At 64.4% G+C, this 17,068-nt stretch carries 18 protein-coding genes; 11 read left to right on the top strand and 7 right to left on the bottom strand.

Annotated features, from left to right (window positions below):
- Positions 1-3: 3 nt before the first annotated feature.
- The 5 genes from AB4Y73_RS08960 (at position 4) to AB4Y73_RS08940 (ending at position 5,226) form a co-directional block, all read left to right on the top strand.
- On the top strand, positions 4-966 hold the full coding sequence (locus AB4Y73_RS08960) for a fumarylacetoacetate hydrolase family protein (RefSeq protein ID WP_441871070.1): 963 nt from the start codon (positions 4-6) through the stop codon (positions 964-966).
- Positions 963-2,009 (top strand): cyclase family protein, encoded by a 1,047-nt coding sequence (locus AB4Y73_RS08955; RefSeq protein ID WP_441871068.1) that lies wholly within the window; start codon positions 963-965, stop codon positions 2,007-2,009. Before AB4Y73_RS08960 ends, AB4Y73_RS08955 begins: the two co-directional genes overlap by 4 nt.
- Before the next feature lie 10 nt (positions 2,010-2,019).
- Positions 2,020-3,093, top strand: a complete 1,074-nt coding sequence (locus tag AB4Y73_RS08950; protein ID WP_441871066.1) for an amidohydrolase family protein — start codon at positions 2,020-2,022, stop codon at positions 3,091-3,093.
- Between the two features lie 11 nt (positions 3,094-3,104).
- Positions 3,105-4,103 carry a fumarylacetoacetate hydrolase family protein gene (locus tag AB4Y73_RS08945; RefSeq protein WP_441871064.1) on the top strand — a complete coding sequence of 333 codons (999 nt, stop codon included), beginning with the start codon at positions 3,105-3,107 and terminating at the stop codon, positions 4,101-4,103.
- Positions 4,104-4,164: 61 nt separating this feature from the next.
- The gene (locus AB4Y73_RS08940) at positions 4,165-5,226 is read left to right on the top strand and encodes a LacI family DNA-binding transcriptional regulator (protein ID WP_441871062.1); all 1,062 of its coding nucleotides are present in this window, start codon (positions 4,165-4,167) and stop codon (positions 5,224-5,226) included.
- Between the two features lie 353 nt (positions 5,227-5,579).
- Here AB4Y73_RS08940 and AB4Y73_RS08935 read toward each other — a convergent pair whose 3' ends face one another.
- The 3 genes from AB4Y73_RS08935 to AB4Y73_RS08925 all read right to left on the bottom strand — a co-directional run bounded on the left by AB4Y73_RS08935 (position 5,580) and on the right by AB4Y73_RS08925 (position 10,401).
- A complete protein-coding gene (locus AB4Y73_RS08935) occupies positions 5,580-8,945 on the bottom strand; it encodes a glycosyl hydrolase (protein WP_441871060.1) in 3,366 nt (1,121 codons plus the stop codon).
- A gap of 255 nt (positions 8,946-9,200) precedes the next feature.
- Complete coding sequence (locus AB4Y73_RS08930) at positions 9,201-9,344, bottom strand: hypothetical protein (RefSeq protein WP_441871058.1); 144 nt, start codon at positions 9,342-9,344, stop codon at positions 9,201-9,203.
- A gap of 307 nt (positions 9,345-9,651) precedes the next feature.
- A complete protein-coding gene (locus AB4Y73_RS08925) occupies positions 9,652-10,401 on the bottom strand; it encodes a LysR family substrate-binding domain-containing protein (RefSeq protein WP_441871057.1) in 750 nt (249 codons plus the stop codon).
- A 37-nt stretch (positions 10,402-10,438) separates the two neighbouring features.
- Between AB4Y73_RS08925 and AB4Y73_RS08920 the strand changes: the two genes are divergently transcribed.
- From AB4Y73_RS08920 to AB4Y73_RS08905, 4 genes are all read left to right on the top strand, one after another.
- Complete coding sequence (locus AB4Y73_RS08920; RefSeq protein WP_441871055.1) at positions 10,439-10,843, top strand: DUF5997 family protein; 405 nt, start codon at positions 10,439-10,441, stop codon at positions 10,841-10,843.
- Between the two features lie 110 nt (positions 10,844-10,953).
- The gene (locus AB4Y73_RS08915; RefSeq protein ID WP_441871053.1) at positions 10,954-11,223 is read left to right on the top strand and encodes a type II toxin-antitoxin system Phd/YefM family antitoxin; all 270 of its coding nucleotides are present in this window, start codon (positions 10,954-10,956) and stop codon (positions 11,221-11,223) included.
- Positions 11,208-11,603: a PIN domain-containing protein gene (locus tag AB4Y73_RS08910; RefSeq protein WP_441871052.1), complete on the top strand. Its 396-nt coding sequence runs from the start codon at positions 11,208-11,210 to the stop codon at positions 11,601-11,603. The genes AB4Y73_RS08915 and AB4Y73_RS08910 overlap by 16 nt, the downstream gene beginning before the upstream one ends.
- A gap of 192 nt (positions 11,604-11,795) precedes the next feature.
- Positions 11,796-12,533: a DUF3883 domain-containing protein gene (locus tag AB4Y73_RS08905; protein WP_441871050.1), complete on the top strand. Its 738-nt coding sequence runs from the start codon at positions 11,796-11,798 to the stop codon at positions 12,531-12,533.
- A gap of 138 nt (positions 12,534-12,671) precedes the next feature.
- Here the strand turns inward: AB4Y73_RS08905 and AB4Y73_RS08900 are convergent, their stop codons facing one another.
- Positions 12,672-13,052, bottom strand: a complete 381-nt coding sequence (locus AB4Y73_RS08900; RefSeq protein ID WP_441871049.1) for a VOC family protein — start codon at positions 13,050-13,052, stop codon at positions 12,672-12,674.
- A 147-nt stretch (positions 13,053-13,199) separates the two neighbouring features.
- Here AB4Y73_RS08900 and AB4Y73_RS08895 point away from each other — a divergent pair, with 147 nt between their 5' ends.
- Entirely contained in the window at positions 13,200-13,790 is a 591-nt protein-coding gene (locus AB4Y73_RS08895) for a hypothetical protein (protein ID WP_441871047.1), read from the top strand.
- A gap of 53 nt (positions 13,791-13,843) precedes the next feature.
- Complete coding sequence (locus AB4Y73_RS08890; RefSeq protein ID WP_441871045.1) at positions 13,844-14,446, top strand: DUF6919 domain-containing protein; 603 nt, start codon at positions 13,844-13,846, stop codon at positions 14,444-14,446.
- Between the two features lie 82 nt (positions 14,447-14,528).
- Here AB4Y73_RS08890 and AB4Y73_RS08885 read toward each other — a convergent pair whose 3' ends face one another.
- The 3 genes from AB4Y73_RS08885 to AB4Y73_RS08875 form a co-directional block, all read right to left on the bottom strand.
- Entirely contained in the window at positions 14,529-15,011 is a 483-nt protein-coding gene (locus tag AB4Y73_RS08885) for a pyridoxamine 5'-phosphate oxidase family protein (protein ID WP_441871044.1), read from the bottom strand.
- A 122-nt stretch (positions 15,012-15,133) separates the two neighbouring features.
- Complete coding sequence (locus tag AB4Y73_RS08880; RefSeq protein WP_441871043.1) at positions 15,134-15,538, bottom strand: universal stress protein; 405 nt, start codon at positions 15,536-15,538, stop codon at positions 15,134-15,136.
- Complete coding sequence (locus AB4Y73_RS08875; protein ID WP_441871041.1) at positions 15,535-17,067, bottom strand: tripartite tricarboxylate transporter permease; 1,533 nt, start codon at positions 17,065-17,067, stop codon at positions 15,535-15,537. The genes AB4Y73_RS08880 and AB4Y73_RS08875 overlap by 4 nt, the downstream gene beginning before the upstream one ends.
- Between the last annotated feature and the right edge of the window lies 1 nt (position 17,068).

Below are 17,068 nucleotides of genomic sequence, written 5' to 3'. Positions count from 1 at the left end.
ACAATGACCGAAGCACCTTACTCCCTTATCCGGTTCCAGGAGGGTGGTGATGACAAGGCCCGCACAGGCCTCTTGGTCCACGGCCGGGTCGTGCCGCTGAACGAGGACATCAACTCCCTGATCGAGCACTGGGACAAGGCCGAGGCCCAACTCGATGACGTCGCCGCTTCTGCCAGCAAGCGTAGCGGCCTGGATCTGGCCGACGTCAAAGTTCTCGCCCCGGTGGAACCGGCCCAAGTCCTGCAGACCGGGGCGAACTACCGCAAACACGTGATCGATCTAGCCGCTGCACACCGCGAACCGGGCCAGGACGAAGACGAAGTGCGCGCCAAGACAGCGGCCATGATGGACAAGCGCGCGGGCCAGGGCACGCCGTACTTCTTCATCGGGCTCCCGACGGCGATCGCGTCCGCCACGGACGACCTCACCCTGCCCGCCTACTCCAAGTCACATGACTGGGAGCTGGAACTTGCAGCAGTCATCGGCCGGACGGCGTTTCGGGTCACCCCCGAGGACGCCCTGGACTACGTCTTCGGCTACACCATGGTCAATGACATCACCACCCGCGAGTACGTCTTCCGCAAGGACATGCCCGCCATCGGGTCGGACTGGTACCGCGCCAAGAACGCCCCGGGCTTCCTGCCCACCGGACCGCTGCTGGTGCCCGCCAAGTTCTTCGGTGACCCGCAGGACGTCCACGTGACCCTGAAGCTCAACGGCAACGCCATGCAGGACGAATCCACCCAGGACATGATCTTCGGCGTCGCCAAGCTGGTCAGCGAAGCCTCCCAGATCATGCCGCTGCGCCCCGGCGACCTGGTCCTGACCGGTAGCCCCGCCGGCAACGGCCAGCACTGGGGCCGCTTGCTCCAGGACGGCGACGTCATGGAAGGCACCATCACCGGGCTAGGCACCCAGCTCATCCACTGCAAGGACGAAGTCCAACGCGAAGGCGGCCAGCAGTGACCAGCCAGGACACTGCACCGATCACCACCACCGGCACCGGGGGATCAGCTGCTGATTCCCCGGTCATCCGGCGTGAAGACCCGCTCGGTAGCATCCGTGCCATGGCCGCTGCCCACAACAACTGGGGACGCTGGGGCCAGGATGACGTCCTCGGAACACTGAACTTCATCGACACCGGCAAACGCATCGAGGCTGCCTCCCTGGTTAAGACGGGTGAGGCGTTCTCGCTGTCCCAGCCGTTCGACACCAACGGCCCACAGAAAGGCTGGCGCCGCCGCACCAACCCCGTCCACACCATGACCGACACCGGCGTGGACGCAGAACGCGGCAACCAAGGCTTCCCACACGGCATCGGCGGTGCGGACGACGTCATCTCCATGCCGCTCCAATGCTCCACGCAATGGGACGGGCTGGGCCACATCTTCGACCAGGGCAAGGCGTGGAACGGCCGGGCCGCCGGAGACGTGGTCACCTCCGAAGGCGACCTGGTCACCGGCATCCAGACCGCCGCCGCCAAGATCGTCACCCGCGGCGTACTCCTCGACGTCGGACGTGCGCTCGGACCAGGGCTGGGAAGGACCGACGGCGAACTGCCGGACGGATTCGCCATCACCCCCGAACACCTCCAGCGCACCATCGAACTCCAAGGACCCAGCTCAAACGTGGGGCGCGGCGACATCGTGGTGATCCGCACCGGGCAATACACCAGGACCCGCCGCGAAGGCTGGGGCGATTACGCCGGCGGCGCGGCACCCGGATTGTCCTTCACCACAGCGCCCTGGCTGCACCGCTCCGAAATCGCCGGGATCGCCACCGACACCTGGGGCTTCGAAGTCCGTCCCAACGAGTTCGACGCCGCCTTCCAGCCCCTGCACCAGATCGCCATCCCGAACATCGGGCTGTTCCTGGGCGAGATGTGGGACCCGGACGAACTGGCGGAAGCGTGTGCAGCCGACGGCAGGTACGACTTCCTGCTCACCGCCGCCCCGCTGCCCATCACCGGCGCCGTCGGATCGCCGGTTAACCCGATCGCCGTCAGATGAAGGAGCCAGCATGAGCGCCAGCGCTAAGGGAAATTCCACGTTGGATGTACACGCCCACATCCTGCTTCCTGCCCTGCAAGAGCTCGTGGCCGAGGCGGATCCCGCGGGCTTCGGTGCCCAGCAGGCCTTGGAGGTGCGGCGCAACGGGCCGGAGTCCATGGCCGCGTCGGGCAGGATGATCAAGGAGCGCTGGCCGCAGCTGACGGACCTGGACCGCCGGCTCGCAGACATGGACGCGCAGGGCGTGGACGTGCAGCTGGTCTCGCCGTCGCCGTCGCACTTCTACTACTTTGCGGGCGAAGAACTTGCCCTGCAGGTGGCAAAGGCAGCAAACCAGGCTGTCCGCGAGTTCGTGGACCGCGCCCCGGAGCGGCTCAACGGCCTTGGCCTGGTCCCGCTCCAGCACCCCGCACTTATGGTGGAAGCCTTGGAGCACGCGGTGCTGGAGTGCGGACTGCTGGGCGTGGAGATCGGTTCGTTTGCTGCCACTCCGGGCGACACGGAGCGCAGCACTGTGGAGCTGTCCGATCCCCGGTTGGAACCCTTCTGGGGCCGGGCGGAAGAGGTGGGTGCGTTGGTGTTCCTGCACCCGTTCGGCTGCTCCCTGGATGAGCGGCTGGACCGGTTCTACCTCGCCAACACCGTTTCCCAGCCCGCCGAGAATGCTGTGGCCCTGTCCCACCTGATCTTTAGCGGCGTCCTGGACCGGCACCCGGGGCTCAAGGTCCTCGCCGCGCACGGCGGCGGCTACCTTCCCACCACGCTGGGCCGCTCGGACCACGCGTGGAAGGTCCGGCCGGAGGCACACGGCTGCGCCCAGCCGCCGTCGTCCTACCTGAAGAAGCTGTACTTCGACTCGCTCGTCCACAGCCCTGCTGAACTGCGGTCGCTCGTGGCCGCGGCCGGTCCTGGGCAGGTGCTGCTCGGCTCCGACTACCCGTTCGACATGGGATCGGACCTTCCGGTGGACGAGGTGCAGGCCGCGGGACTTCCTGCCGGTGACGAAGCCCGGGTTTTGGGCGGAAACGCACGCACACTGGGCATCACCGCAGCCGCTGCCCTGGCCACCCGGCCCAACGCTTAAGGAACACGCACATGGTCAAAATTGCTCGTTGGAATCACGACGGCGGGACGCAGGCCGGCTTCGTCGACGGTGGAAACTGCTATGCGCTGGCCGCAGGCCAGAGCGTCCAGACGCTACTCGACGCCGGACTTGAAGAAACGCTGGGTGTTGCCCGGAAGGTCATCGGTTACACGGAGCCCGTGCCGCTGGCCGACGTGCAGTTACTTGCCCCGCTGGCGCCCGCCACTATCCGGGACTTCGTGGCGTTCGAGGAACACGTCGAGGGCGTTCGAAAGAGCATCGACGGCGTGGCCGGCGTCGTGCGCGAATGGTACGAGGCACCCACGTTCTACTTCACCAATCCGCACACGGTGACCGGCACCGGTGAGGTGATTGGCATTCCGGCGGGCTGCGAGGATCTGGACTTTGAAACGGAAGTTGCCGCCGTCGTCGGACGCGTTCCCGGGAGCGACGGCCGGAACCTGAGCGCCGCGGACGCCCACCGGCACATTTTCGGCTACACGGTGCTCAACGACTGGTCCGCGCGGGACCTGCAGCGGCGTGAGATGAAAGTCAGCCTGGGGCCGTGCAAGGGCAAGGACTTCGCCAACACGCTGGGGCCCTGGATTGCCACTGCTGACGAGTTCGTGGACGTGCACGACGCCGAGGGCTTCCTGCCGATCTCCATGGCTGTCGAAGTCAACGGTGAAGCGATCGGCCAGGACTTGCTCTCCAACATGGGCTGGCCCTTCGCCGAGCTGGTTGCCTACGCCTCGCAGGACTCGGTGGTGCGGCCCGGCGATGTGCTGGGCTCCGGCACCTGCGGCAGCGGCTGCCTCGCCGAACTCTGGGGCCGGAACGGCGCCCAGACTCCCCCGCCGCTGAAGACCGGCGACGTGGTCCGGATGACGGTGGAAGGGATCGGAACCATCGAGAACACCGTGGGCGTCCGGCGCGAGGCCGTGACCCGGGTTCCCGCCCGGACCCGTCCGCGCAACCGGGTCGCCGCTGCGGCTCCTTCCGGAACCTAGGGTGGTTTCCCTCCAGCTCGAAGGCGCCCGTTCGCCATTGGGCAGCGATGTCACACAGAACATGCCCATAACTAAGAGCGACGCTCGGTTGCCGCGTCTCGAAGACGTGGCCGAACTCGCGAGAGTCTCGCCCCAGACCGTTTCCCGCGTGATCAACAACCACCCGAACGTCAGCGCAACTACCAAGGAAAGGGTGGAAGCTGCCATCGGCGAACTCGGTTACCGCCGAAACACGGCCGCGCGCAGCCTGAGGACCCGGCGTTCGCAGACCATCGGCGTGCTGGGCAGCGAACTCTCCCAGTACGGCCCTGCCAACACGCTGCTGGGCGTGGAGCAGGCCGCGCGCGACGCCGGCTACTTCGTCAGCATCGCGGCGCTCCGCTCCGTCAGCCGGGACGCCATCTTCGACGCACTGCGGCACTTCACCGAGCAATCGGTGGACGGAATCGCCGTGCTGGTGCCGCACTCTGAAACGTTGCGAATCCTTGAGGAATTCAACCCCGTCGTCCCCGTTATTACCATCGGATCCCTGGGCAACGAGGCCTTCAGCGGCAGCATGGCGGACCAAAAGCGCGGCGCCCAGCACGCCGTCGAACATCTCATCGAACAGGGACACCGGCGGATCGGCCACGTGGCCGGCCCCTCCGACTGGATTGACGGCGCCCTCCGCGCCGAGGGCTGGCGCGCCGCCCTCGAGGAGGCCGGGCTCCCTCAGGATCTGCTGCGCGAAGGGGACTGGAGCGCAGGCAGTGGCTACGAGATCGGCCGCCGGCTCGCAGAAGAGCGCACTGCCACGGCGCTCTTTGTGGGCAACGACCAAATGGCGCTTGGTATTCTGCGGGCGTTCAACGAGGCCGGTGTCCGCGTTCCAGACGAGGTCTCCGTCGTGGGGTTCGACGACCAGCCGGAATCCGGGTACTTCACCCCTCCGCTCACCACCGTGAGCCAGGACTTCGAAGAGCTCGGCCGTCGCTGCATGGACATCATGCTGAAGGAGATCCAGGCCGGCGCAGCCGTGAGTTCCACGGTGGTCATGCCCAGGCTGGTGCTCCGGGCCAGCACCGCAGTACCAGCGCCGCCCCCTAAGTCGGCCAAACGTAGTCTGCGCCGCCGGGTCTCTTAACGTCACTTTGTTAGCGCTCATGTTTGCCCCGTGAACGCAAGTCGTCCATGGTGCCCGGAGGACAGCCACCTCACCGGAGACCTGAAAGGCAAGGTAGCGACAGATTTGGTGTACCAGCTGAAGCCCAAGCACATATTTCGTGAGTAACGTAACCCTCGTATTCCACGAACTCCGGGGCCTTCCTCCCCATCTTCGTGGTGCTCGCCGGTATCTTCGCTGTGGAAGTAATACTGTCCGTCTTCATGCCCGAGCAGCGTCTTTCCGAAGCGACACCCGCCGAGTAGCGGACATCCGGAAACGACTTGGGGAGCCAGGCTTGTGGCCGGCTCCCCAAGGTACTCCCTCCGGGCCAACTACTTTCGGTAGGCCATCAGCCGTACCGGGCCCTGCAGGCCCGCCGGAAGCGTGTCGGCCTCAGGTTCAAAAACGTGGGCTCCAGGGCGCGCCATCGAACCTGCCGCTGCGTCTCCAATGAGCCGGTTGGCCCAGGAGTTGGTGACCGCTATTTCCAGCAGGTTCTCGCCGTTTCTAGCAGCACCGGTGACGTCCACGTTGAAGGGCGGCGTCCAGAGCACGCCCAGGTCCCGCCCGTTGAGACGGACTTCTGCAAGGTCGTGAACGTTGCGAATTTCCAGAACCAACCGATCCGTGGACCCGTTCACGAGCTGGTCGAGGTGGAAAGTGTGGCTGTACGTGGCTGTTCCGGAGAAGTGTTTTACATCCGAAGGATAGTCCGAAGCGAGGGGGCCGCTCCAGGGTTCTGCCGCGGTCAACGTGAGCGGAGAAGGGGATTGGGAATCACCGTCAAACTCGACATGCCAGGGTCCGTCCAGCTCCTGCCCATGCACGGGAATCTCCGGCCGCTCAGGAACTTCCGGCTGTTCAGGGCGCGGAGTCTGATGGGAGCCGTCATGTCCGAGCAGGACAAATACGGAGCCAAAGGCATCAAATTCTATGCTGAGGGCTGTTTCCTCCGTTTCCCCGGTGATGATCGAAGCAGTTTCGCGGTTGGCACTGACCGGGTCCCATAGCTCTGCCGTCGTGGTGTTGACCCGGAATGTTGCGTGGACCTTCTCCGGCCGGTCGAGCTGGTTGCTGACGAAGTACAGGTCGCCTTCTTCAAGGCGGCGATGGATCACCGCAAAGTTTGAGCCATCGGCAGTGTCCAGGACCCAGTCGGGGCGAGCCTTCATCCTGGCCAGGGCGACCTTGAGCCCGTCAGATGCCGGCGCTCCTTCCAGGTCCAAAAGGCGTGGCCGTTGCCGGTTCCAGAGGGCATCGACGGCGGCGGTCCAATCGTCCCTGTCATCCCCTTCGCTCGGTGAGCAATCCGGCCGCAATCCGGCCACTGTTGCTCCGGCGTCTAGCAGTTCAGTGATGCGCTGGACTGCGCCCAGCGTCATCCGGCGGCTGGAACCGCCCAGATAAAGGAGTCGGTAGGTCACCCCACCGGTACTGATCAGATGACCGGCGGCCGTAACCGTGATTTGGTTCAACAGGCCATCGAGATTGATGAAATCGAATCCGTATCCGTCAGGGACCTCGGGGGCTGAATCACCGAACACACCGGTCACCGGAGCTTCTTCGCCGTAGAAGTATGCGATGTCGGCGGCGTGCGTTCCTTGCTGAAGCAGGTAGCTGCAGCGTGCGATGTAGTCGATCCATGGCCGGGCAGCGTGGGCCCAGGTCTCGTTTCGGGTGAAGGCCTGCCCCAGGTAGGGCGAGAGGGTCACACCTGGTTTGGGGGCTGCGTCCGGCTGATGGGGAGAGGTATGGATGTTCAGGAGGTTGACGCCTAGGGAGAATTCCATGTCCACGACGGGCTTAAGGTTCCTGGGGGTGAACATATATGGCTTGCCGAATGCGCTCATGGACTCAGCTCCCACAGCTGCTTTTCCATAGATGTTGGCTACGGAGGAGGCGCCGCGCAGATCCGCAACGTACGTTGGTTGAGGGCCGTTTTCCGGCTCGTAGCACCACATCGCTCCCATGGGGACGTCGGCGTGGGAGCGCATCTCGAGGTCGTCGCCCAGCTGTGGGCGGTGATCCTCCAACGCCTCGGCGTAATAGCCCATTCCCCGTCCGTGTGCTATTCGGGCGATGGTCGCGTAATGCTTCTCCGCCAGAAGCTCTGCGATGGTGCGCCGGAAATCCCACAGGAACGCGTCGCTGCGTTGGGCCCCGCCCACCAGAACACCACTGACCACGGGCAGCCACGGGAGAAGATCATAGCCGCGCCGGCTGGCGAACTCCTCCCGCATCGCAGAGGTCCAGTTCTGCGGCCCGGACTCAATGCTGTCACTGAGCAGGGCCGTCACCCCCTTGGAGCCGACGAATTCCTGGCCCAGGGCATCGTCAAAAAAGCCAAGGTACTGCTCGATATATTCGGTGACCAGTCCGGCGTCGAGCTTGTCAACTTCCAGGCCTGTGGCGTCCGCGGGAGCCGGCCCGTTCAGGTGTCCAGTGAGGGAGTACCCGAAGCGAATGACTGTCCAGTTACCTTGCGGCGGCTCCCAGTCCAAGGTCCCGTCCTGCTGAAGCCGGTCACTCAGATCAATAATGTCCTCAGGCTGGACTGCGGCCAGCTCCTCCGAGGGGCCACCCCCAAGAGCGTAGAAGTCCGGGACGGGTGCAAAGCCGGCCTTCTCTTCTGCCCGATTGACCCGAGCACCCGGAAAGAGTTGGAATCCGGATAGTTTGAAGAGAAGGTTTTGCCCCTCCGGGGCCGGAAACTTCAGAGGTTTGACACCCGGCGCGAAAGGGAAGCCGAAGCCGACACGGTCCTGAAGACGAAGCCGGAAATAGCAAGCCGTCACGGCGGGAAAAGCCGCCGAACGGACGGGGGAAGGGGACGAGGGAAGTTCGACGATCGTCCTGAAGGTAGTACCGTCGTCGCTGGCTTCAAGCCAGGCAAGGGGAGCGGGCGACGAGCCGAAGCCGTGCAGGGCGGGCAGGCCGACCCGGATGGAAGCAATCGCAACGGGCTCGTCATAGTCCAACAGAACCCAAGCTGTGCCGCGACCGTCACGATCGGCAGTATCGGCGGCAGACAACTCGGCGGCGGGCCAGAATAGACCGTCGGCCAGCGTATCCAAAGTGCGTTCGCCCGACGATGGGCCGCTGGCGGTAACCCTTGCAGGGAGGACCGGATGATGGCACTCACGGTGAGGAAGCGCCACAATGGCCACCTCCTCATAGTGGTCTGGGATCTTCATTTCTGACCCACGGACGGCCTTGAACGGGACGTCCTGGAAGGGCCCGGACACGGACGGCGGGACGGGTAGCGCCAGGGGTGCCCGATCGGCCGCGCTGACCTTTGTCGTGCTCCAGACCAGCTTTTTCATTCCTGCTGCGGGGCGGACCCATGGGCCTCCGGTGGCACTCCACCCGGCCGAGGTGGCGATCGACAGCTCCAAGCCCAGCCGATCGGCAGTGTCCGTAGCACACCTCATCGCTGACTGCCAGGCGGGCGAACGGAAGGCAACCTTTTCGGCTACATATTCAGGTGTTCCCATCGAGCCGTTAAATGCCTGAACACCGGCGACTCCGGATGCGGCAAACCACTCCAGGTCCTTGACAATTCCAGCCTCATCAACGTTTCCGTCCATCCAGTGCCACCAAGCCCTGGGACGTGCACTTGCTGGTGGATCAACGAACTCTTGGAACAGCCGGGAGTCCTTGCTCGATTCTCCGTCGGGGGCATGGGGCAGGTCTGGCATTAGAGGTCCTTTAGGCAGCGGCAGTTGGTCTCACCCTAGGACTCAGGCTGGCCCTTTGGGGGCAAAACGACCATGCGGAGTAAGGATGGTGAGCATAGGGGAAAACTATTTCCGCGGTCTCCGCAGGGTTCATCGAAGAACTCCCTGCAGCGACAACGTGGGAACAAAGGCCGATCATCTCCGGGTACCCTTTGCGCCCGCAGTTGGAGGGCGCAAAGGGCATTGGTCAGGAGTGCGACCGGGACGGTCTTCTGGCTACGGCCCGGCGATGTGCTGGGCTCCGGCACGTGCGGCAGTGGCTGCCTGGCTGAGCTTTGGGGTCGGAACGGTGCGAAGACTCCCGCCGGCGCTGAAGACCGGCGACGTGGTCGGGATGACCGTGGAAGGAATCGGCAGCATCGAGAACACCGTGGGAACCCGGCGCGAGGCCGCGACCCGGGTTCCCACTAGGACCCGACCGCGCAACCGGGTCGCCGCTGCGGCTCCTTCCGGAATCTAGGGTGGTTTCCCTCCAGCTCGAAGGTCGAACCGTGGTGGTCGTCATGTTGAGGCACACCCCAATCTGACGTCAGATTGGGGTCAATGAGTGCGTCAGAATAGGGTCCGTTCTACATATTGTGGACACGCCTTTGTGAAGGTCTCTAATCCCAAGCTGACACTTTTGGCTGGAACGCTCAATGTCCGCCAAGGCGTGGACCGCCCAGCCCTACCGCTTCCCCTTCTTCCGCGATCCCTTCCCGCGGCCCTTGTCCGGGTTGGGCGCGTACCGCTGCGCCACCTTGGGCTTCTTGACGGCAGGTCCGCGCCGGTCCGGCTTCGGTTCCTTTTTGGGTTTTTCCTGCTGAGCCGAGGGCTGCCGCGAGCTCGCCGCGGTCCGGCCGCGGACGATCCCGATGAACTCCTCAATGATCTCGTCCGTGGAATCGCTCGGCCAGGCCAGCGCAATCTCGGTAGTAGGCGCACCCGTCAGCCGCCGGGCCACGGTGTCCTTCACGTTGAAATGCCTGGCCACGGACATCGGCAGGATGACCACGCCAGCGCCGGACGCCACCACCTGCATGGCCATTTCCGCTCCGCCCAGCTCGGCGACGTCCAGAAACGTCTCTTCGGCCAGGTCCGCCAGCGCCACTTCCTCAAACACCGAAATCTCGTGCCCCTTCGGCGCCACCACCACGGGCTGCTCCTCATACAGGGGAATCACGCTGAGGCCTTCGCGCTCCACCGGAAGCCGGACGAAGCTGAGGTCCGCGGTACCGTCCGTTAATACGGAAAGCTGCGCACCGTCGTCGGACATGAACGACTCCAGCGGGATGTCCAGCACCCGCTCTTCCCAGCGGCGAATCCACTTCCCCGGCGTCACGCCGGCCACGTACGCGAAACGCAGCACCCGGGGCGCCTCCGGCTCCACGGGTTCGGAGGGGCTGGCGTTCTGCGGGGATTCATTGTCGGCGGGCACGTCTTCACAGTACCGCCCGCCCGGATACCCTTGAAGCATGACCTCTGCAAACTCCCAGTCCATGAAGCCGGCCACCGTTGCCAAGAAACTCGGCATCTACCTGCCCGCAACACCGCAGGAGTTCCAGGATTCAACCATTACCCGCGCCGATTTCGCCGAACTCCAGGCCAACCCGCCGGAGTGGCTCGCGGAACTGCGCCGCAACGGCCCGCACCCCCGCCCGGTGGTTGCGCAGAAACTGAACGTCTCCATCAGCGGCCTGGCCCGCGGCGGCGTTGAAGATGCGCTCACGACGGCGGAAATCACCGCGCTGCTGCAGGCTCCCCCGGCGTGGCTGGTCACCGAGCGCTCCACGCACGCCGCCGTCCGCGCCGAAGCCCAGCGTGTCAAGGACGAGGCTGCCAAAAAAGACGCGAAGAAAGCCCGCGCCAAGGCCGAGTAGTTGCGGCTCATTTTGAGGCCCACACGTTAGCCGCACATCCGGCCGCCGACGTCCGGACGTTCCTGCCCTGCGGCGTAGAACAAAGGCTACATCTGGCGTAGAATTCAGGCATGGACAAGGTTGGTGTTCGTGAACTTAAACAAAACCCCAGGGCTGTCATTGAGAGGGTTGAGCACGGAGCCACGCTCGAGATAACCCTTCAGGGCCGTTCCGTGGCAATGATCAGCCCCATAACGCACCGCAAAAAGTGGACCTCAGCAGCTGAAGTGGCACTTGCGCTGAAGCTGGCCCAACTCGGTTCAGACCAGACCGGATGGCTCGAGGAACACGAAGAATCCAGGGATACTGATCCAGCTGTTGATCCGTGGACACCCCGGTGATCCTGCTGGACACCAACGTCCTGATTGCCCCGCCAGCGGTGTGGCCGGCCGGTGCCGTCCTCGGCTCAAGCATCATCTCACTCGCGGAGCTCCAATTCGGCATCAGGTCATCAGCAACTGAAGAGATCCGCCGCAACCGAGTCCACCGCCTTGCCGTCTGGCGGGAGCTAATGGATTGGATTCTCTTTGACGAGCATGCGGCCGAGAGCTACGGCGAGCTGGCGGCGCGGGTCAAGCGCCTGAGGCCGCAGCATGCCAGGAGTAAGGACATCATGATCGCCGCGCAGGCCCACTCGCTAGGCATCCCGTTGATGACCCGCAACGCCAAGGACTTTGAGTTGATCGAAGATGTGGTGGAAATCCTGGAGGTAGGCGACTGAGGGCGGGTCGAACAATCCGACTCATTCCACGGCTGGGTCCTGCCGCCAAGGCGATAACCTGGACGCTATGCGCACCGGGAGCGGAACACCTTGACGGCCAGAGACTGGTCGGCGGCTGAAATATCCGCAACCGTAGCCAGCTACCTTGAGATGTTACGTCTGGAGGTGCTCGGGCAGCCCTACAGCAAAACGATGTTTCGGGACCGGCTTCTTGATCTGTTGAACGACCGGACCAGCACCGCCGTCGAGTACAAGCACCAAAACATCTCGGCCGTCATGATGAGGTTGGGCCTTCGTCCCATCAAGGGATACCAGCCAGCCAAGAACTATCAGCACGCCCTAATCGCTGAAGTTCAAGCGAAACTGGCTTCCTCGCCGTCGATCATCGAACAAGTGTTGGCCGAAGCACTCCAGACGCCCGACGCAGCCGCAATTGGGGCACTCGACGTCGTGTGGTCCCCCGTCCCCAAAATCGTCCTCCCTGACGAACGGTCCGGCGTCCGGACAGTGCGTCATTATGACTACGCTTCGGTAGAAGCGAGCAACCGGAAGCTCGGGAACGGCGGCGAGGAGGCCGTCGTCGAACTTGAACGCAGGAGGCTGCACGGTGCCGGAAAGCGCAAGCTGGCTGAGTCAGTTGAGCATGTGTCCAAGACCCGCGGCGACGGCCTCGGATACGACATCCTCTCCTTCGAGGAGAGCGGAAAGGAACGGCTCATTGAGGTCAAAACCACAAAGTCGCGCGCCGAGACGCCGTTCTTCGTGTCCCGAAACGAATTGCAGGTTTCCCAAGAGCAGCCCGAAATTTTCCACCTCATCAGGGTTTTCAACTTCGGCCCTGCACCTCGCTGGTACCACCTACCCGGCAGCATTGATGCAACGTGTGAGCTTCAGGAAAGCACATTCCTTGCCGTGCCGAAGGCGGGTTAACGTCGCGTGTGTGCACTCGTGCTGAGGCTGGATGTTCCGGCCGCTCATACAGTCCACTGAAAACCAAAGCTTGTTCGCGGACCCGAACCTACAAGGCTCGGATCCGAGGACAGGCTTCTGTTTTATCAGGGTGAAAGCTCAGTCCTGGTGCAGCTGCACCAGGTTGCCGCAGCCATCCTCGAACACCGCCGTGATTCCGTAAGGGGTCTCCGATGGTTCCCCCGTGAACGTCACACCGGCAGCCACCAGCCTCTCGTACTCGGCCTGCACGTCCGGTACGCCGAACACGATGGCCGGCATCCCGGCGTCGTGCACAGCGTTCATGTAGTCCGCTCCGATCGGGTTGTCGCTGGGCTCCAGCAGCAGCCCAACGGAACTGTCGCCGGCGCCGGGATCCTTGATGATGAAGAGGTTGTGTTCGGGCATCGCCATCAGCGTCTCGAAGCCGAGGGTCTCGGTGTAAAACGTGTGGGCGGTGGCCGGATCCTTGACGTGGATGCTGCACATTTTCAGTCTCATGGTCCCAAGCTACCCGGCCGGAAGCAGGGCAGGGAACCGCAAACCCGTCGGGACCCCGGCACCCCATTGACCCCAGTCCCCGCAGGGGATGCAATGGAAGGAGCAGTCCGGAATCCTGGGCCGGGCCTGATACGGGGAGGTGCCGCAGTGCCGGCATTTGCAGAGTCTGTCCTGGCGGGATCGTTCCAGCTGCTGTTCTGGGGCGCGGTGCTGGTGTGCGCGGTGGTCGCCACCGTCCTGGCTGTCCGCCACCACTCGACGCCGGCACCGGAGGCAAGTGCCCCCGACACGGTGTTCTGGGACGTGTTCATGGGCTCCGCCGTGGCTATCCCTGCCATCCTCATTCCCACCCTGGCCGCACCCTGGTCCGGCGCTGTGCTCACCGTGCTCGGCGTCGGTGCGGGGGTGGCCGCGCACCGGGGCAGCCCGCGGATCCTCGCCTGGCAGGCAAACCTCCGGCAGCAAAAGAAAAACAAGCCCCTTTACACGGCCGCGCAGGCTGAGCACGAGACACTGCTCGCCCGTTGGAGCCGCTACGAACTGGATCCGGCCTGCTGCATCGACTATCCGGCCATGACGGATGTCCGCCGGCCGGAGACGTCGGCCCTGATCAAAGCGATGCGGGATGCGGAGCAGCTGCGCGCCGAGCGGCACCAGGGGTACGCTCCCGCCGTCGAGCGCTTTGCCGTTGCCCTGACCGCCGCTGAAAGGGCGGCCGGCATCCCCGCGGGAGGTTAACTGCTGTGTCGCCGCCGCTGGAGTCCGGCCTCGGGGCGCCGTAGCATCCGAGGATGGAACCCACAGAAGCGGACATCCGTGACCAGTTCGGCAGGCGCCTGGAGGACAAGGGGGCCTGGCGGCAGGCAATCACCCTTGAAGCCGCCGGGGAACTGACGGCGCGCTGGCTGGAGGGCCACAGCGAATACCAAGCCGCCACGTTCACTGTGCGCTACGACGACGAGACCGAACCCATCGCCGTCGAGCTGGCTGCCCTCAACCGGAACGGGCTGTTCACCAAGGAATCCCAGCCGGGACTGCGGACCGAAAACCTGGCCCAGCGCCAGTACGTCACCGCATTCTGCAGCGCCGACGTGGCCGCCGACCTCCTCGCCCTGTCCACCCGCACCGAACTGGTGACGGTGGCGCACGCACCCGGCGAGGCCAGCAGCGCCGCCATCCCGGTAACGCTCGACGGCGACGAGGTAGTCACCGTCCTCGGCTCCAGTGAGAACCCGGTGGACGAGGAGCAGATCCAGGACTGGGCGGACGAAACCAACGAAACCCTGGCGTTGCTGCTCGCCGACTCCTGGTACGTGGAAATCCTGGACCCTCTCTGGGGACGGAATGACGTACTGCTCCCGGCCGTCCTCGCCACGCTGACCGCGCGGCAGTAAGGCCGCGTGGCAGTAGGGCCGGCTCTCCCAGGACAGCGCAAAGGCCGCCCCGTTGAGGGCGGCCTTTGTGCTTGTTCGTTACCTACAGCTCCACGGTGCCGCTTTCGCCCACACTCATCCGGCTGTTGGTCACCTTGGACTTCACCCACTGGAAGACCGTGGCTGCGGTGCCGCCGGGGCTGGTCCAGTATTCCGCGGAGTCCGAGTCGACCCGAAGCAGGCAAACTTCGGGGGTGTCCGGTCCGTCCGGGTACCAGGCCTCAACGGTCTGGTTCCACATTTCGTGGATCTTGGCCCGGTCGGTGATTACCTCTGCGGTGCCGGCAACGGACACCCACTCGGTGCGCTTGCCGAAGGACACGTTCACCCTGGGATCCGCCCGGACATGGGCCACCTGCGAGGTGCCGAGGCCCGTGAAGAACCACAGGTCGCCGTCGTCCTTAACATCCTGGACGGCGAGCGGCCGGCTGACCAGCGCACCCTCTTCGTTGATGGTGGTCAACATCCCGATATGGGAATCGTTGATGATGTCCGTAACTTTGCTGATGTTCTCAGTGTCCGTCATGCTCTCACCTCGTTCTGGTCGAAAGGGAAGTTCCCCTGTCCAGCCTATTGGTAAGCATGCTTAGAATCCACCCCCGGCACCCCCCACCCGGGTCCCCCAAGCCGCGCGCCGCCGTCGAACCCTCAGAAGTGCGAGTTGCCTGCCTTGACGGCGAGCACGGGACGGTCGGCCTGCATCAGGATCCGCTGGGCATGGCTGCCGAGGATGAACTTGCCCACCTGCGAACGGTGCCGCAGCCCGATCACAATGAGGGACGCATCCACCTCGCGGCCCACCTCAAGGAATTCGTCGGCCAGGTCGTTCAGGTAGGGCGGCTGCATCACGGTCGCCGTAACCCCGGCGTCTTCCGCCCGTCGGGCAGCCTCCGCCAGCAGGTCCGACGGCGCCACGGACTTGTCCACCAGAGCGCCTTCGCGGGCCGAATTGACGATCACCAGGTCCTCCTTCCGGAGGGTGGCCTCGGCGATGCCCGCCACCAGGGCGGCCTCCCCGGCAGGGGTGGGGACGAATCCAACGATGATGCTCATACCTTCTCCTTGATTTCTGAAGCTGCCGGGACGGCCGGGGTGGAGGCCTTGCGCTTGGCTGCGGCGCCGCGGATGACCGGCAGCACGGCTACCAGGACGAACACCACCAGCAGCGTGGCCGAAATGGGGCGGCCGAAGAAGCCGGTGGGCTCTCCGCCGAACACCAGCAGGGAGCGGCGCATGGAGCTTTCCAGCAGCTCACCAAGGACAAACGCCAGCACCAGCGGCCCGGGTTCGAAGCCGAACTTCTTCATGAGGTAACCCACGATGCCGAAGACCACCACGAGCGTCACATCGAACATGCTGTTGTTGATGGTGTACGCACCCAGCAGCGTGATGAGCGCTGTGACGGGTGCCAGGATCGCGGCCCGGACCCGCAGGATCTTCACGAAGATTCCCACGAGCGGCAGGCTCATGATCAGCAGCAGGATGTTGCCGATGTACATGGAGTTCACGACGCCCCAGAACAGCTCCGGGTTCTGTTCCACCAGCTGCGGCCCCGGCGTGACGCCCTGGATGAGCAGCGCACCGAACATCAGTGCCATGGTGGCGTTCGCGGGGATGCCGAGGGTCAGCAGCGGGATGAACGACGACGTCGCCGCGGCATTGTTCGCCGTTTCCGGCCCTGCCACGCCCTCGGGGGCACCCTTCCCGAAACGTTCGGGCTGCTTGGCGCGCTTCTTCTCCATTGCGTAGGAAGCCATCGAGGCGATGGTCGCCCCGCCGCCGGGGAGGATCCCCAGGAAGAAGCCCAACACTGACCCGCGGCCGATGGCGCCGGATGCCTGCTTCAGGTCGTTCCGGGAAGGCCAGACGTTGGTGACTTTCGACGGCGCCTTGGCGGCCCGGTGCCGCTCCTCCAGGTTGTAGAGGATCTCTCCGAGGCCGAAAAGACCCATCGCGATGGGCACGAAGTCGATGCCGTCCGCAAGTTGCAGGTTGCCGAAGGTGAAGCGGCTTTCGCCGGTGAAAATGTCGCGGCCAACCGTGGCGAGCAGGAGGCCCAGTGCCGCGGCGATGAGCGCCTTGGCTTTTGATCCGTTGCTGATGGTGGCCACGAGGAGGATGCCGAGCAGGGCCAGGGCGGTGTATTCGGGCGGTCCGAAGTCCAGGGCGAAGCTGGCCACAATTGGGGCCAGGAACGTCAGGCCGATGATAGAGGCAGTGCCACCAATGAAGGAGCCAATGGCTGCCAGGCCCAGCGCGGTACCGGCCTTGCCCTGTTTGGCCATCTGGTAACCGTCGAAGACGGTGACCACAGAGGACGCTTCGCCGGGGAGCCGGAGCAGCACGGACGTGATGGTGCCGCCGTACTGGGCGCCGTAGAAAATGCCCGCGAGCATGATGATGGCCGTGACGGGCTCAACGTTGTAGGTGAGCGGAAGCAAGATGGCGATGGTTGCCGCGGGCCCCAGTCCGGGCAGCACACCGATAAGCATGCCGATCACGACGCCGATCAGGCAGTACAGGAGGTTTGTCGGCTCCAGGACAACGGCAAATCCGTTAATGACGGGATTTAGAAAATCCACG

It is taken from the genome of Pseudarthrobacter sp. TAF60_1, from assembly GCF_052113505.1.
In the GTDB taxonomy this organism is placed as follows: Bacteria; Actinomycetota; Actinomycetes; order Actinomycetales; family Micrococcaceae; genus Arthrobacter.
The sequence above is the reverse complement of the archived record's forward strand: the minus strand, read 5'-3'. Positions and strand labels throughout refer to the sequence as shown.

What these genes read in the sequence shown, in the direction of transcription:
- AB4Y73_RS08930 (WP_441871058.1), bottom strand. Translation starts at nt 9,344, where the DNA reads ATGCTGCCGATTCCTTCCACGGTCATCCCGACCACGTCGCCGGTCTTC.
- AB4Y73_RS08940 (WP_441871062.1), top strand. Translation starts at nt 4,165, where the DNA reads ATGCCCATAACTAAGAGCGACGCTCGGTTGCCGCGTCTCGAAGACGTG.
- AB4Y73_RS08880 (WP_441871043.1), bottom strand. Translation starts at nt 15,538, where the DNA reads ATGAGCATCATCGTTGGATTCGTCCCCACCCCTGCCGGGGAGGCCGCC.
- AB4Y73_RS08950 (WP_441871066.1), top strand. Translation starts at nt 2,020, where the DNA reads ATGAGCGCCAGCGCTAAGGGAAATTCCACGTTGGATGTACACGCCCAC.
- AB4Y73_RS08935 (WP_441871060.1), bottom strand. Translation starts at nt 8,945, where the DNA reads ATGCCAGACCTGCCCCATGCCCCCGACGGAGAATCGAGCAAGGACTCC.
- AB4Y73_RS08890 (WP_441871045.1), top strand. Translation starts at nt 13,844, where the DNA reads ATGGAACCCACAGAAGCGGACATCCGTGACCAGTTCGGCAGGCGCCTG.
- AB4Y73_RS08900 (WP_441871049.1), bottom strand. Translation starts at nt 13,052, where the DNA reads ATGAGACTGAAAATGTGCAGCATCCACGTCAAGGATCCGGCCACCGCC.
- AB4Y73_RS08885 (WP_441871044.1), bottom strand. Translation starts at nt 15,011, where the DNA reads ATGACGGACACTGAGAACATCAGCAAAGTTACGGACATCATCAACGAT.
- AB4Y73_RS08960 (WP_441871070.1), top strand. Translation starts at nt 4, where the DNA reads ATGACCGAAGCACCTTACTCCCTTATCCGGTTCCAGGAGGGTGGTGAT.
- AB4Y73_RS08905 (WP_441871050.1), top strand. Translation starts at nt 11,796, where the DNA reads ATGTTTCGGGACCGGCTTCTTGATCTGTTGAACGACCGGACCAGCACC.
- AB4Y73_RS08945 (WP_441871064.1), top strand. Translation starts at nt 3,105, where the DNA reads ATGGTCAAAATTGCTCGTTGGAATCACGACGGCGGGACGCAGGCCGGC.
- AB4Y73_RS08920 (WP_441871055.1), top strand. Translation starts at nt 10,439, where the DNA reads ATGACCTCTGCAAACTCCCAGTCCATGAAGCCGGCCACCGTTGCCAAG.
- AB4Y73_RS08915 (WP_441871053.1), top strand. Translation starts at nt 10,954, where the DNA reads ATGGACAAGGTTGGTGTTCGTGAACTTAAACAAAACCCCAGGGCTGTC.